Annotated in this window: 7 protein-coding genes; all 7 read right to left on the reverse strand. The window is 51.5% G+C overall.

Features of this window, described 5'->3' with window-relative positions; genetic code table 11:
- Position 1: 1 nt before the first annotated feature.
- Entirely contained in the window at positions 2 to 3406 is a 3405-nt protein-coding gene (locus K5L82_RS07930) for a site-specific DNA-methyltransferase (protein WP_223133746.1), read from the reverse strand.
- 98 nt (positions 3407 to 3504) lie between these two features.
- Positions 3505 to 6378 carry an SNF2-related protein gene (locus tag K5L82_RS07935; RefSeq protein ID WP_223133747.1) on the reverse strand — a complete coding sequence of 958 codons (2874 nt, stop codon included), beginning with the start codon at positions 6376 to 6378 and terminating at the stop codon, positions 3505 to 3507.
- 82 nt (positions 6379 to 6460) lie between these two features.
- Entirely contained in the window at positions 6461 to 7210 is a 750-nt protein-coding gene (locus K5L82_RS07940) for an HNH endonuclease family protein (protein WP_223133748.1), read from the reverse strand.
- Positions 7207 to 8454, reverse strand: a complete 1248-nt coding sequence (locus tag K5L82_RS07945; protein WP_223133749.1) for a DUF262 domain-containing protein — start codon at positions 8452 to 8454, stop codon at positions 7207 to 7209. Before K5L82_RS07945 ends, K5L82_RS07940 begins: the two co-directional genes overlap by 4 nt.
- On the reverse strand, positions 8444 to 9913 hold the full coding sequence (locus tag K5L82_RS07950; protein WP_223133750.1) for a DUF262 domain-containing protein: 1470 nt from the start codon (positions 9911 to 9913) through the stop codon (positions 8444 to 8446). The genes K5L82_RS07945 and K5L82_RS07950 overlap by 11 nt, the downstream gene beginning before the upstream one ends.
- Entirely contained in the window at positions 9906 to 12494 is a 2589-nt protein-coding gene (locus tag K5L82_RS07955; RefSeq protein ID WP_223133751.1) for an AAA family ATPase, read from the reverse strand. Before K5L82_RS07955 ends, K5L82_RS07950 begins: the two co-directional genes overlap by 8 nt.
- A gap of 228 nt (positions 12495 to 12722) precedes the next feature.
- Positions 12723 to 13613: a hydrolase or metal-binding protein gene (locus K5L82_RS07960; protein WP_223133752.1), complete on the reverse strand. Its 891-nt coding sequence runs from the start codon at positions 13611 to 13613 to the stop codon at positions 12723 to 12725.
- Between the last annotated feature and the right edge of the window lie 58 nt (positions 13614 to 13671).

Here is a 13671-nt window from a genome sequence, read left to right on the forward strand (position 1 = left end):
CTTAGTGAACCGCTTCGGTGTCAGCGAACATCAGCCGATGGAAAGCTTCCTCAATCAGCTGGATACGCGCGTGCTCCATGGGCTCACCCTTGCGGGACCGGGGAATACTGATGTTGTGGTCGCCGTTTACATACAGCACGTCGATCTCGTCATCCTGGCTTTCGGTCAGGCGAATAGAGAGCTTCTCGATCAGTACCGCATCCAACACGGCATTGTCCTTCTGGATGCCATCCGCCTCACCATCAATGACCGACGGCAGGTTTCTCCATACCACCAGCACCTGCTGCCCGGCCCGATTCGTGCCGTAGACGGTTCGGAACCACCACTTACCGGTTTCACTGCGCTTAACCTTAGCCTTCCAGCGGCCGTATTCGCCTTGGATCAGCTCCGCCTCGAAGTGAATTGGTGCGGCAATATGTTCTACTTCCAAGCCCAGCAGATAGTTGAAAGTCTCAAGCAAATCGACGTTTACTGGTTTAGTTTCATCCCCACCGGCGGAGCGAACGTTGAGCTCATATGTTCTTGGGTCTGTAAAAAGCTTGGCGTTTAGCAAGGAGCGTGACTCTCTTGTTTCAACGTCAAGCATATAATTCAGAACATAGGCTTCGCGAGCAACGGAGCTTGATGGCTCCTGATCGGAAAACAAGCCTGACGAAGTCTTAGGTCTCTGTATAGAAAGGTTCCCCAGTGCATCCTCATAACTTTCGAGAGAGATATACTTGAACATGTACGAAGAATTACTGAAGTTAAAACCTTGCCCATCTAAAACCGGGGAACCATTCCTCCATTTCGGACTATAAACAACCATCTTTAGGCGACCCAGTGTAACTTCTCGAAAATACTCGCCCATCTCGACTAAGCAAAATTTCTTACGATGACCATTCTTTCTATTTAAATTAATTACAGCGTGTCCAGTGGTTCCCGATCCAGCAAAATAATCAAGAACGATAGCATCGTGATCACTCCCGGAAGAAACAGTAATGCTGTCTTCGACAGCATGAACCGACTTAGGAAAACTAAAAGCTTGCTCCCCAGGGAACATAGATTTCAATAAGTTTGTTCCATAATCCGAGGCAGAGTATTTCGAATCCGACCAAATAGTGAGCGGTAAAGTTCCGTCCTCATTTATACGGGCCTTGAGATAAACGGAAGGCGAACCTGTCCTATCTGGTCTCACACAGAATTCTTCGATACTCTCTGTAACTGAAGCATGCTCCCATTTCCATGTCTTTTCAGACCCATCTTCTGCGATCGGATAAACTACCATCTCCTGCGACCCGAACAATTTCTCTATTATTTTCCATTCTCGCCGGGCAGCATCCCATTCCATTTCTGGGATTCTGATTCTATCGCCGGATATAATTATTGGATAAAATAGCTTAGGCCTAGCGGATCGATTAGCATTTGCACCGCCATGCTTGCGGAAGTTCACCCATTCAAATCGGCCTTTCTCATCCTTTTCCTTATACCTTTCTTTTTGTTTTTCACTGTGCTCTAGACGACCGAGGGCAACATCTTGGCTTTTTCGTGCAAAAATCCCATATTCATGAGCAACAGCAAACCCCTTCTTCGTAGACCGCCCTGCTGGATTGTTACGAATCGTAGATGTACCAAGAATGCTATCTTCACCAAATATACTTTCAATAATCCAACTTAACTCGCGGAATTGAAAATCGTCAATCGTCGCACAGAATATACCACTACTCTTCAAAAACTCTGAACCTAACCCCACGCGATCATTAAGCATACTAGCCCATGAAGATGAACGAAAACCGTTTTTGTAAATTATAGGCGACGCATCGGTGTTATAAGGCGGATCAATGTAAACACACTGAACCTTATCACGATACTTTTCCTTAATAAGATTCAAAGCCTGGAAATTTTCAGAGTTAACCAACAAACCATCACATTCTTTGTCAATTGATTCAATACTGGCAATCAAGCGCTCTTTAAAATTGTTATCAAAATAATAGGTATCGACCATCAAGTACTGATACCTATAATCTTCCACCAGGCTCTTTATACCACTGGATTTATATTCTTTACAAAAATTATCAATATCAACCTTATAAGTTGTCGACCATTCTTCTAACTGAGCATCATTTGACATTACTTCATCAAATAGATCGGAGTCATCTTTTAGACGCTCAAGAGTAAGGCAGTAGTGAGCCTCGGTTACAAACTTCTTTTTCAACCAAAGTTTCTTCTGGAAGTTCTCGAGCTGCGCAAGAAACGCAATGATCTTCTCGCCCAGAGAGCGAATCACCTCAATCTTGCTGAGCAGTGGTGCAAGTCTTGCCGTGTCATTTTTCAAAGAGGCGAGGTCATCCCAATCGAGAAGCTCATTCTTGATGTAGAAATCCAGCTCGCGAGTCAAAAAGCCTGAGAGGTCTTTATGTATGAAATAGTCAAACGTATTCTTCTTAGTGTAGTTATTCAGTTGCCCAGCCAGCATTGAATAATCAGCCTGGTTGCCATCGGCTTTACGGTAAGGCTTAGCAAGCGCACTCTTCCAATGCTCCGGCACATCGGAGGCCGCGCCCAAAAGCCTTGCTTCCGCAATCACTCGGAGCGCATCTTGTGTCGGCGGTTTCTTCTGGGCTGCAGCTGTCGCTTTCTTCTTCTCGGCTTCCGTCCAGTCGCTTTCCGTTGCCGGCCGAAATAAGAACCGACATTGCAGTTCGGTGTGCTGATCACCGTACTCGGTTGCCTCACCTATGATCAGCTCAAACGGGTTCTCTGCGTCCAGCACGAAGACTCGGCGACTATCAGTGGATTCTTTATTGTTGTCTTTGGCACCGGCTTCCGCATCCACCAGCTTGAAATGAACCCGCATGGGGTCTTCGCCGGGGCCAGCATCCGGGTTTAGGCGGAAGCTGTAATCCCGCAAGGTTTCGCTGCTTTTAATGTAGTACTGGTCTTTGTTGGCCCAGTGCAGTACCACTTCTTCCCCCTGGTAGGGAATCGCGTAGGTGCCGTCTTTGTATACCCGGCGTGACAGGAAGTCACCCTCGTTGTAGTAGCGGTTAAAGAAGGTGACCAATGCGTCGTAAACTTCGCCCTCTTCCCGCGCGAGGTCAAATCCACCCTGCAACTGCTGCTTGAGTTCCTGCACCTTGGGAATCGCATCCGGATCCATACCCAGGCCTTTCGCGCTCTTGATGTGCTCTTCCAGTTCGGCTTCCAGCTGAGCCTGATCCTGGCTGGCGTATTGGCTGAATGCTTCCTGAGTGATCCTCGGCAGGTCCTGCTCAATAAACCGGTTAATGTCATCTTTACGGGCATGCATAATGCGATAGAGCCCAAAATCCAGTTCCGGCTGATTGAGCTGGAACATTTCGCGCAAAAGGTCGGCAAATTTCTGTCGACGTTGCTGGGCTTTTAACTGCTGTGTCGCGTTACTCATGGTATTCCCTGTTTAAAAATCGAACTTGGCAGGTCAGAAATGCTGAGGATTCTCCCACAAATAGCTGGAAGATTGTTAATCGAACTGACAGCTAAAGATCAGGCTAGGCGCCATCGAATTCGAAACAGGTGATGGGTGCTACTGCTCTGATGCATCTGGCGCTCCAGCGCATCAATTAAGGCATCCCTGCGGGCTTCTATCTCGTCTTCCACATCGAATATTTCCTGTCGCTGCCGGCGCTGCAACTTACTGAGACGCTTGATCTCTTCTTGAGCATGCTTCTGATCTTCAACGCTTTCTGCCAGGCGGGACTGGCGCTTTGCTTCCTTGATCTGAGCTTTTGTGTCCTCGAGCTTTTGCTCTGCACTCAACAATTGATCATCCGCCCAGGCTTCGAGCTTGGTCCGCTCACGCTGGAAGTATTCGTTGTTCTCGTCGAGCAATCGGCTGAGCCGGGCATCCAGTTGCCTGGTAACGGTTTCACTTAGCTGCCGCCCCGGTTGCTGAACGGGGCCGTCAGCGTCATTGCTCAGCACCTCACCCTGCAGCCGGAAAAAGAGTTCGCATTGCTCTTCATCAAGCAGCTGTCCGGCATCCGTGACTGCGGTAAAAACCAGGTGCTCTTCACGCTGAAAGCTTTGCAGCTCAAGCAAATTCAGTTCAAGCCATCCGGATTTTTCCGGCAGATTCTGGAGTGCAGAAAGTTTCGCCTCGTGACCAGTCAGATTGAACACCATTTCCGTTACCGGCGTTTCCAACCTACGGCCAGTATCCAAAACGTACTCACCGAGGGGGTGGCTTAACCGGTATAGGTGGGCGTGCTCTGACGGTTTCTCGCCCTTTCGAATCAGCTCGTAAGCACCGGTAGGCACCTTGGTTAACGGACTTTCATTCAACTCAAATGACAGACGGTTCTCATCAAAGGTTGCGAAGGGGAAAAGTTGATGCCTCGTGAGCTGCCAGAAGAGGCGACTTACCCGGTCCAACTGTTGCTCTGCTTTCTCGCGCTGGATCTTCAGCAAATCATGAATTTGGGCATCGAAATGCTCCAGAAGCTTTTCCTGAGTCTCTTGCATTCGCCGGTTGATGCTTTCTTCCAGTTCCTTTTGAAGATCATTGAAAGCCTGTTCGATTTCGACCTGAGACCGGCAGGTGTCGTAAATGGCCGCTATGCGCTTCTCGAAGTCGACACCGGACTCGATTCGGCCCAGCACTTCGTCTGACGCGCCAAACAGGCCATCAAACAAGTGAAACTTCTCACTGAGCAGTTCAAGGACCCGCCGATCTGCTTCATTCTTCTGATTGAGGAAGTTGATGACGACGACATCAAATTTCTGACCGTAGCGATGGCAGCGCCCGATGCGCTGCTCTACCCGCTGGGGGTTCCAGGGCAGATCATAATTAACCACCAGGCTGCAGAACTGAAGGTTAACGCCCTCTGCTGCAGCTTCGGTGGCAATGAGTATTTCTGCATCGTCCCTGAAGTGATCGATAATCGCTGTGCGCCGGTCAACTGCAGGGCTACCGGTAATCTGATCAGAACCTTCATTACGCGTGAGCCATCGCTTGTAAATCGCCTGCGTAGTGCTGGAATTATTGGTACCACTAAATGTGGCGACCTTGCCGAGATAGCCATGGCGTTCCAAGTATTTGAGCAGATAATCCTGGGTTCGCCGGCTTTCGGTGAAGATAACGGCCTTACGCTCCGCCCCCATTTCCGTCATGTGGCTGAAGCCCTGTTCCAGCGCATTCAGCAGAGCCCCGGATTTAGCGTCTTCGGTGATTCTGTGCGCCAGATCCAAATACTGTTCCAGTTCAGCAATCTCACCACGGAGGCGGTCCAGTTGTATGGGCTCATCCGGTTGTTCAACTTGATAATCGCCCTCTCCGTCGGCGGCTTCATCGAGGAGGTCATCTTCGACATCCTCACTACCGATCAGTTTTTCCAGCCAGTTGTCTTCGTCCTCCTGAGTTTGCTCCAGCCTTTTCAGCCGGTCGATCATCGTCTCAAGCGTATTGATTATAGCACTCGTTGAGGATGCCAGCAGTTTCCTAACCACCAGAGTGACCAGGTGGCGCTGTTGCTGGGGTACGCCGTAAGTGTTCTCACGCTGCAGGTAAGCAGAGACGAGATGGTAGAGCCGCAGCTCGTCTTCCGATGGGGCGAAGGGAATCGTGATCGCACGCCGTTGTGTGTAACGAATGTACTCCAGAACCTGTTTGCGCAGGGTCCGCTTAGTGAACTCCTGAAGTCGCTCTTTCAGGCCTTCCAAATCTTCACCACCGCGTAGATACTGTCGCCGGAAGCTGAGCGCATCACCAAACAGCTGGCTGTCGATGACCGTCGACAGTCCGTACAGCTCCATCAGGGAATTCTGTAGTGGTGTTGCCGTCAGCAGCAACTTATTGCAAGCGCCGAAGGCTTCTTTGATAGCCTGGCCAGTCCGGTGACTTTCCCGATGGGCGTTGCGGAGTTTGTGGGCTTCGTCGAATACAACCAGATCCCACGGTGTAAGCCGTAGTTTCTCCGACATTCTCGCGGCAAAATTGTAAGAAATGACGTTAACACCGGGCTGGTCGAACGGATCTGCTACCCCCTGCTTCCGCAACTCCTTATAGGTTCGGGCATCCAGAACCTGCGAGGGTAGATGAAATTTCTCTGCCAGCTCGTTTGCCCATTGCTTACGCAGAGCCGCTGGGCAGACGACAATCAGTCTTCGTCTGCGTTCTGCCCAGTACTGTGCCAGCACCAGGGCAGCCTCAATGGTTTTACCCAGGCCGACCTCGTCCGCCAGGATCACACCTTTTACCAAGGGGTTCTGCAAAGCGAAGAGCGCTGCATCGATCTGGTGGGGGTTCAGGTCGACTGAGGCATCGAATAGCGACTGGGTCAGACGACCAACGTCACCACCACGACGCTGCCTGGTGAGTTCGTAGGCAAAATACTTGGCGTGGTAGTCCGTTATTGGCATGGAGTACTTCCTTTTTTTGAGGAGCAAGCGGTTTCAACTGTACTGGCTAAAGGCAAGAATCAAACTCACTACTAGGAGCAACCTACGTTACCCCCCCTGACTTCAAACTTGCTGCGTATTTGTCAAAAGCTAAAATCATAGCGTTCTCGTGCTCTTGAGCGAAGGTATCGCTCCAGGTCTCGTGCCTGTAGATCACGCTCATCTTCAGCGAATCCACTGTCGATTTGTTGTTGTTAATGAACCTTTGCCGTTTTTCGTTGAAAGGCAGGTTACCGTATTCGGAATTCAAGCTTCGAGAGACAAGCGCTAAATTGCCGAAGCGATGCCGCATTTTCTCCACGCGATCGTCGTCCTGCTTTACTGGATTTTGGGGAGAAATATGCTCAACAGAGTTCTTGGCTGTGAAACGAAAGTCACGCCATCCAGCATTTTCGTTCCGATACAGATACCAAAGAACAAATTCCAGCTTATAGAACCAGTAGTGCCGAAATCCGACGCCATGTTCCTTCCTGAGCGCCTCCTCGTGGTTCAACTCATGGCGTGACCAAGGCTTGTCCAGAAACGTTTTTGTCCGCTCAATCAGACTTCCCTCTATGGTTGATCCAAGAAGGTGGGTGTCGAGGTGTCGGAGGTATTCATAATAATTCTCTGCTTCTTGCGGGCCTTTATGGATAAAGTTCAGCAGGGGCGTGATCCAGTAGTGAGTCGTGATTTCCTGCGAGTGATAAAGCATGCTCTGGAGCAAGCCGAATCCTTGTTGCTTCTCGCTTTCCCTACCACGGCTCAAACTAAGCGCTCCGTCGCTTTTACTTAAACTGAGCGGGCTGATCATGTGGATCTCTTCATCACCACGGTCGACCCACTTGATGAAATGCTTGTCAAAAAGGTAGCGCAGCTCCCAGAGCAACTTGATGAAGGAGCGACAGCGTTCCGCCTGCTCGATCTCCGTCCCGTCATAAAAAAATGCGTTTCAAACATCTGCAGGAGCTCCCGATCCAAAATGCGCGGAAGATCCGGGCGGCCCTCACGGATCAGCCAGATACGAAGAGCATGCTGCAAAAACATTGGGAAGCCGACGATGCTTCGCATCCATGTCGTTCCCTCCTGGGGCTCTCCCTTATCCTTATTATCTAACTCCCCACACTCTTCATGCGAAATCAAAATCTCGTCCAGCCCGAGAGCATCGGCCGCCCCCTGATCTTGGACGGTAGCATTGAGCCGCTTGAGTACCGCCACAGCCTTAGCCAGGGGCTCAGCATCACGAACCATCGCATCCGCGTCGCAGAGCTGCGCGACATCCTTAGCGCTTAGCGCGGAGTTGGCCGCCAATCCGCGTTCCACAAACTCTCCCATGTCGGCGCAACTGTCCCATAAAATGGCACAAGCCTGACGCTCCTGGTCTGAGATGGCGTCCAACATCCGAGCCTTGAGAATTTCGTGGTGCTGGAGTTGCACTCCACGATTGTTGATCACCTCGAACAGCTTGTTCAAATCGGTCTCGGTGGGAACCACGGTAAAGACCAGCTTAACCTTCTCGAAAACAAACCGACTGAGGCCCGCCAAATGCTCGTCCAAGCTGACACCATGGGGAAGACCTCGGCGCTTGAAGAGCGCCTCCATGGTTGCAACAGCCTCTCGCATCTTGTGGGTTTCCCTCGCCGTTTCTGTCTCCGCATCATGCCCGGTTAGAACCAAAGATTTCAGGTAACGATTGACCGTCGGACGGATGGCAAAGCCCAGACGCAGAAGATTCTCTCTACCCTCTTTGACTGTCAAAAAGGGCTCAAGCGCCCGGCGCCAGACATGACAAAGCATCCACAGGGTGGTGAAGCGTTGCTGCCCGTCGATCAGTTCAAACTTCCGTCCATGATTAGATGGCTGCTCGACTACCAGAGTCCCCCCCAGGAAAAACAAGTCTTCATCCCGCTCATAGGCGTTGACGAGATCATCAAGCAGGGTTTTCACCTCGTCACTTCCCCACACGTAGAGGCGCTGATAGATGGGCACATTGAAAGTCCAGGATTCTTCCTTCTCAACGATTTCTGCCAGGCTGATAAGTTGCGAATCATACGCCATGGCCGGCCTCCTCCTGATCCACGCTGACCAAGTGCTCTATCCATCCTGCTTTCCCCTTAAGGCTTGGGGATGGCATCTTGAAATAGCGCAATACTGCCTGCTTGTAGTGCCCCTGCACGCCTTTTCCGATCTCGATCTGCTCGTCAGCGTAGATCCTGTCATGACGATGGTGTCGCTTCAGATGGCCTATGACTTGATCTGGAAGATAGGCCCCAGCAATAACGTCAAGCAGGTTGAGCGCATCATCGCGAAAAAAATTCTTTGCCGCTTCGTAACGCACCTGCTGTTTCTCCAGTCGGATCGCTCCAAGCGCGTGTTCATACCAGAGTGCAAACTCCCACAGCCGCTCCTCGCCAAATTGATCCGCATACATCAGCGCCCCGAGAACGAAAATTTCGCGAAGATAAATTGAGTTCGCCCCCATGAGGTCGGTGTGGATTCGCCGAAAACAGACCCGCTGCGAAGAAGAGGTTTCGTCCACCAGCATCCATTGCAACAAGGCACCATACTTTTCAGCATAGAGGAAAAAACCGATCCCTTTGTGCACTGGCTGACGAATAGCAAAAGGCAGGTCGGCCGCCTGTGCACTCAAGGTGATGGGGTGAGTCTGGATTTCCCGTTGTCCGGCCTCACCCAGCCGTAGATGGGTGCCCAGGCGATTCTGACGGGAACGGTAGAGCGGAATGCCATCTTCCGGGCCGGTCAGCGGCCAGGTATCTTTTTGGAAAGCCTCCATTAGTGCGTCATGGCCACCAAGTCGCAGTTGCTTGCCGGTCCAACACCTTGCCCGCCATAGAAACAGATTGAACAGGCGCGGAGCAGAGTCCTTGACCTCTACCTCCGGGCCGAGCGCAGTGCGGCTTTGCTGGACTTGCTCCCAGCCGCTGGCACACAGCGTTTGCAGTCGTTCTCTCGCTTCACCTTCTACTGCACGCAGGTGATAGGCCTTGAGCAAATCGGTCGCATGCAAGGGCACACCCCGATTGTTCTGCGTGTCAAAGAAGGTAAAGGCCAGATCTACCCGATCAACTTCGATAATGGTGAACCGAATCCGTTTAAAGATCTCTTTGCCGGGTTTTCGCAGCTGCTGAAAGGTTTTTGCCGCCGAGCGAATGCGGCGCGCCGATCGTGAAGAGTATGTCATGGCAAACTGTTCCGGCAGGGAACCGGTTAGCTGACGATACAGGATGGTCAGAGCAGTCAACCGTTGCTGTCCGTCGATAATAAAGCGCTTACCCTTCGCCGGACTGCGGTGAACCAGCACCGTGCCCACGTAATAAGGTGGAGCCTCCTCACCCAGTTCCTCGTACGCTACCAGGTCCTCCGCAAGCTGCGTTACCTTCTCCAGGTCCCACACAAAGCCGCGCTGGTATGTGTCGACTGCCACCGGCAAAGAAGATTCACCAAAGAACTCGACGAAACTTCGCACGCTTACCGTAACGGGAGCAGACTCAGGCACTGGCAACACTTCCTTCGGGGCGCTTTCGGAAGCTCTCACGCCATGCTTTCAGTGACTCGATATCGGCTCGCAACTCATCTGCTTCTGGAATAAAGACCGGCACCTCCGATGACTGACTATGCTCGTAGCAGGAATACTTGGTCATCATGTCATCAATAAGCTGACAATCTTCAGGGCTAATCAACGGTAACGGGGCTAATCGGTTGTCCGTCGTGACGCTGCGGCGATGGCGCCTCACAACTTGATTCAGAAGATCGTCTTCAACGGTCCGCTCCAGCAATTTTCGGAAGTCACTACATATACCTTGAGCTAGGCCCCTGTATGCTTCAGCTCCTGAGGCTTCACCTACCTTCCTAGCGTCATCGAGCCGTTGCAATAGGATGTTGTTGGCTTTCTTGGTATTGGCATTCCATACCGCTTGATCTGCCGGATGTCCTGCAGTGCCAGAAAAGGACTCGATACAAAGCTGCTGCAAATGGTTATTTTTCCAAGCATCACCAACCTTCTTGGCAGCATCTTCCACCGCTCCGTATAGCGATAGCCGATGTGTAAACACAAGCACTTGTCGCGTTTGCGCCAACTGAGCCAACCGAACTGCCACATGCCATTCGTAATCATGATCCAGTGAAGAAATAGGATCATCGAAGACAAAGGGGGCAGCGTGAGGCTGCTCTGCGACATCCGCGAGAAACGCTGCCAATCCCACAACCCGACGCTCACCTTCACTTAATACCGACTCCGGTAAGTCTCGGCCAGTTTGCGCCCCCTTCAGCCGAAGCTTATGGAGCGATTTCCCCCTTGTTGTGCGCGATTTGCCAAGCTCAACCTTTATCCGGGAGGCGCCCAATGCTTTTAATTCGCGATTAAAACGATCCACGAACATCTGAGTAATAACCTGCTCGCCAATTTCCCCCGCTTTACGCGAAATACCTTGGGAATTCGTTGAACGCTTCCACTTTTCGTAGAGCGCCACTTTGCGAAGGCGCTCAAGTTCGGCACGAATCGCTGCAGCCTGCTGCGCGGTCCACTTTCGAGCTTCTAGGTTCAACTTTTCTTTGATGGCTTGGGCACGATCAAAGTGTTTCGCGTCTTCATCGTGCTGTGCGGCTTCACGTTCAAACAATTGAATCCGATTGCTCAGCTCCTCAATGATATCGGTCGGCCATTCCAGGGGTTCTGCAATGTTTTTCGCCTCGTGTTCCAAAAGAACAGCACGCGTATTGACGATTTTACGCCACGATTCCATGAGCCTTGTTTCCCATGGACCGCCGTTCAACCCGGCCGCTTGGCATGCTGTTGCAGACTGTTCCTCTGTCAGCCCCGAGGGCAGGGCCGCCAAAGCCTGCCGATAGGACTCTTCTGCCGCCTTAGCTTCGGTCTCCAAACGGCCTTGCACGAAACTTTCAAAATCCAGTAACCGCCGCTGCGCTTCCTCCCCCAGTTCTTGATGACACAAGACGCATCGTGCATCGTTTGTAACTGGGTACTGTTGCCCGGGATAGACAGTTTGAGAATAAGCTCGTGCTGCTTCCCAAAGCGCACGCCAGGTATCCGTGCCGACGCATTCCAACTCGGCAGACTCCACCGTAGCCGCCTCTGTGGCCATACGACGTTTATTGATTGCATCAGTTCTCAGCGAGCGGATCGAATCGAGGCCGTCTTTTCCGAATGCAGTCGCAACCGCTTTGAGCTTCGACAAAAGTTGCTCGAGTTGCTGTTTGGTATTCCGTTTGTTGCGAGCTAATTGTCCTGGATCTGCTGTCTTTAAACGCTCCCCCAATTGATCCAGGGTTATCTGATCGTATGTTTCCCATTGGATGATGGACTGTATATCTGCCTCAGCCATGGTCGAATTCAACCCGCCATAAGCAGCGCCGGCCTGCGTTGCCATATATTCGCTAGGCAACCGTGGCAAAGCACTAACCAGGGCCTCCTGCTCAGATTGAAGCTTCTCCTTGATGCGGTTGCATACACTAGCCAGCTCCTCAAAAAGAGCAACGGAAGGCGGCATGTAGGTAGCTGCTGTTTCCTCCGTGAGATAGGCAACGGCAGTTTCGGCGTCGAAAATATCGACAGATCGAAGGGCGTCAATCGGTGCACTATTCGCTGGCCAATCCACCTCGCTTGCTACCCCGTTTTCAGAATAGGTAACCTTACAACGGCGCTCAGCAGGCGGCGCTTCGAACACATTGGGTTTAAGGTCGTTTGCCTGTGGTTTTCCGCAAACTTTCGTTAGCAGGCGCGTGTAACCGGATTTGCCTGAGCCGTTATGCCCGTAGATCACACAAAGATTCCCCTTACCGAAGTTCAGAGGCTGCCTGGGTGCAAGATTTTCGATCCCGCTAATGTCGCCAATCTCAGTGAGTCGCAACTCCCCGGTAGCGGTCGCATGAGTGGCCAGGCCATCGAATTGGCGGTGGTTTGTAACCTCCAGACCCTCAGATGTTTTGAGATAGGCGACCAACTCATCGAGCTTCACATCGGATAGACAGCCATCGGAGAGTAGTGTCTCGGTTGCTTGCTGTAGCCAGTCTTGCTGACCTTGAAGCCATTCTATAATTGTTTCATTCACATCAGGCACAAGCTGCTTCCTTCCTGTATAGCTTTCAAAGTCATTTCCGATAAGCCTGAACCTCGGCTGAAAATGACAGGTACTGGAAATGTAACCATCCTCTTTAAAGGTGGGCCATCTCACCAAATTTGAGATCACCCCATGGCCAAACTATCACGGAAAACTACATATTTCAGGTAAATACCATGGCATCCAGCTTGATCTCCCGGCTATTACTGTTTCAAACAAAAAATAAATCTACCAGTACTCTGACGAGTGCTGAGACTCCAAACCTTTCCTGAGCTTAGAGGTTATTAGCGAACTGTTTGTCGCAGGTCCGACTGAAGAGAGGGGATAAAGCTCCTCCACAACTTCAGTCATTTCCTCCTCATCATACTCAAACAGCGCATTCCCAAATCCCTTGGCCGCCGCCGCATCCAGTGCAGCCTGATTAACGCCCTCCTCTGCCATCTTATTGGCTGTTTCTTTCGCTTCCGCCACCGCTTCCTGCAGTGATACCCCCTCTTTGATCACCAAGTCCACATAGAAAATTGGAGTTCGCCGGCTCTGCGTGGTGCTTTTCCCTCTCAGCTTCAGTTCCAACGGCATGTATGCTAGCAGGCCCCCAGAAACTGCCTGGTAGTAGCTCAGCCTGGCCGCCAGCGTCCGGATGCTGTTGTAACCCGTTGTTCGGAAGATGAAGGTGCCGAGATCATCATCGTCACCGATCTTCACATTTAGGCGCCCGTAGGGCTTGCACAGACCACCTTTGCCGAACTCGCATAGCGTTGGCCCAGGGCATGGCAATGACTGGACGCCTGATTGAGTCAGGCGCTTGCAGGTGTCGCCGTTCCCAACACACATAGGCCGCCCGCTTTTGCGGTCGAACATCGTGTACTCAGCCCGCAGGTTGAGATCTGCCTCGTTGAACAACATGCGTACCGGAATGGTTCGCAGCTTGTTGTTGGGCGCTTCTTTCCTCAGTTCTTCATCCAGGGGATGCAGTACCCAGCCATCCTTTTCCTGGATCTGGGAGGTGATGGTGAATTGATTGTCTTTCTGTGGCAGCCGAATGCCGTTCTTCTCAACGACTCGACCAATACTGATGCGCCCCAACACGGGAGGCGTGATGGCTAACCCTTTAATCATGATGATTCTCCTGAAAAAAGGCCACGGGGCACTCGTTACACCCGCATGGCCAAGGGGA

The sequence above is a fragment of the Marinobacter sp. AL4B genome, assembly GCF_019916045.1.
Taxonomy (GTDB): Bacteria; Pseudomonadota; Gammaproteobacteria; order Pseudomonadales; family Oleiphilaceae; genus Marinobacter.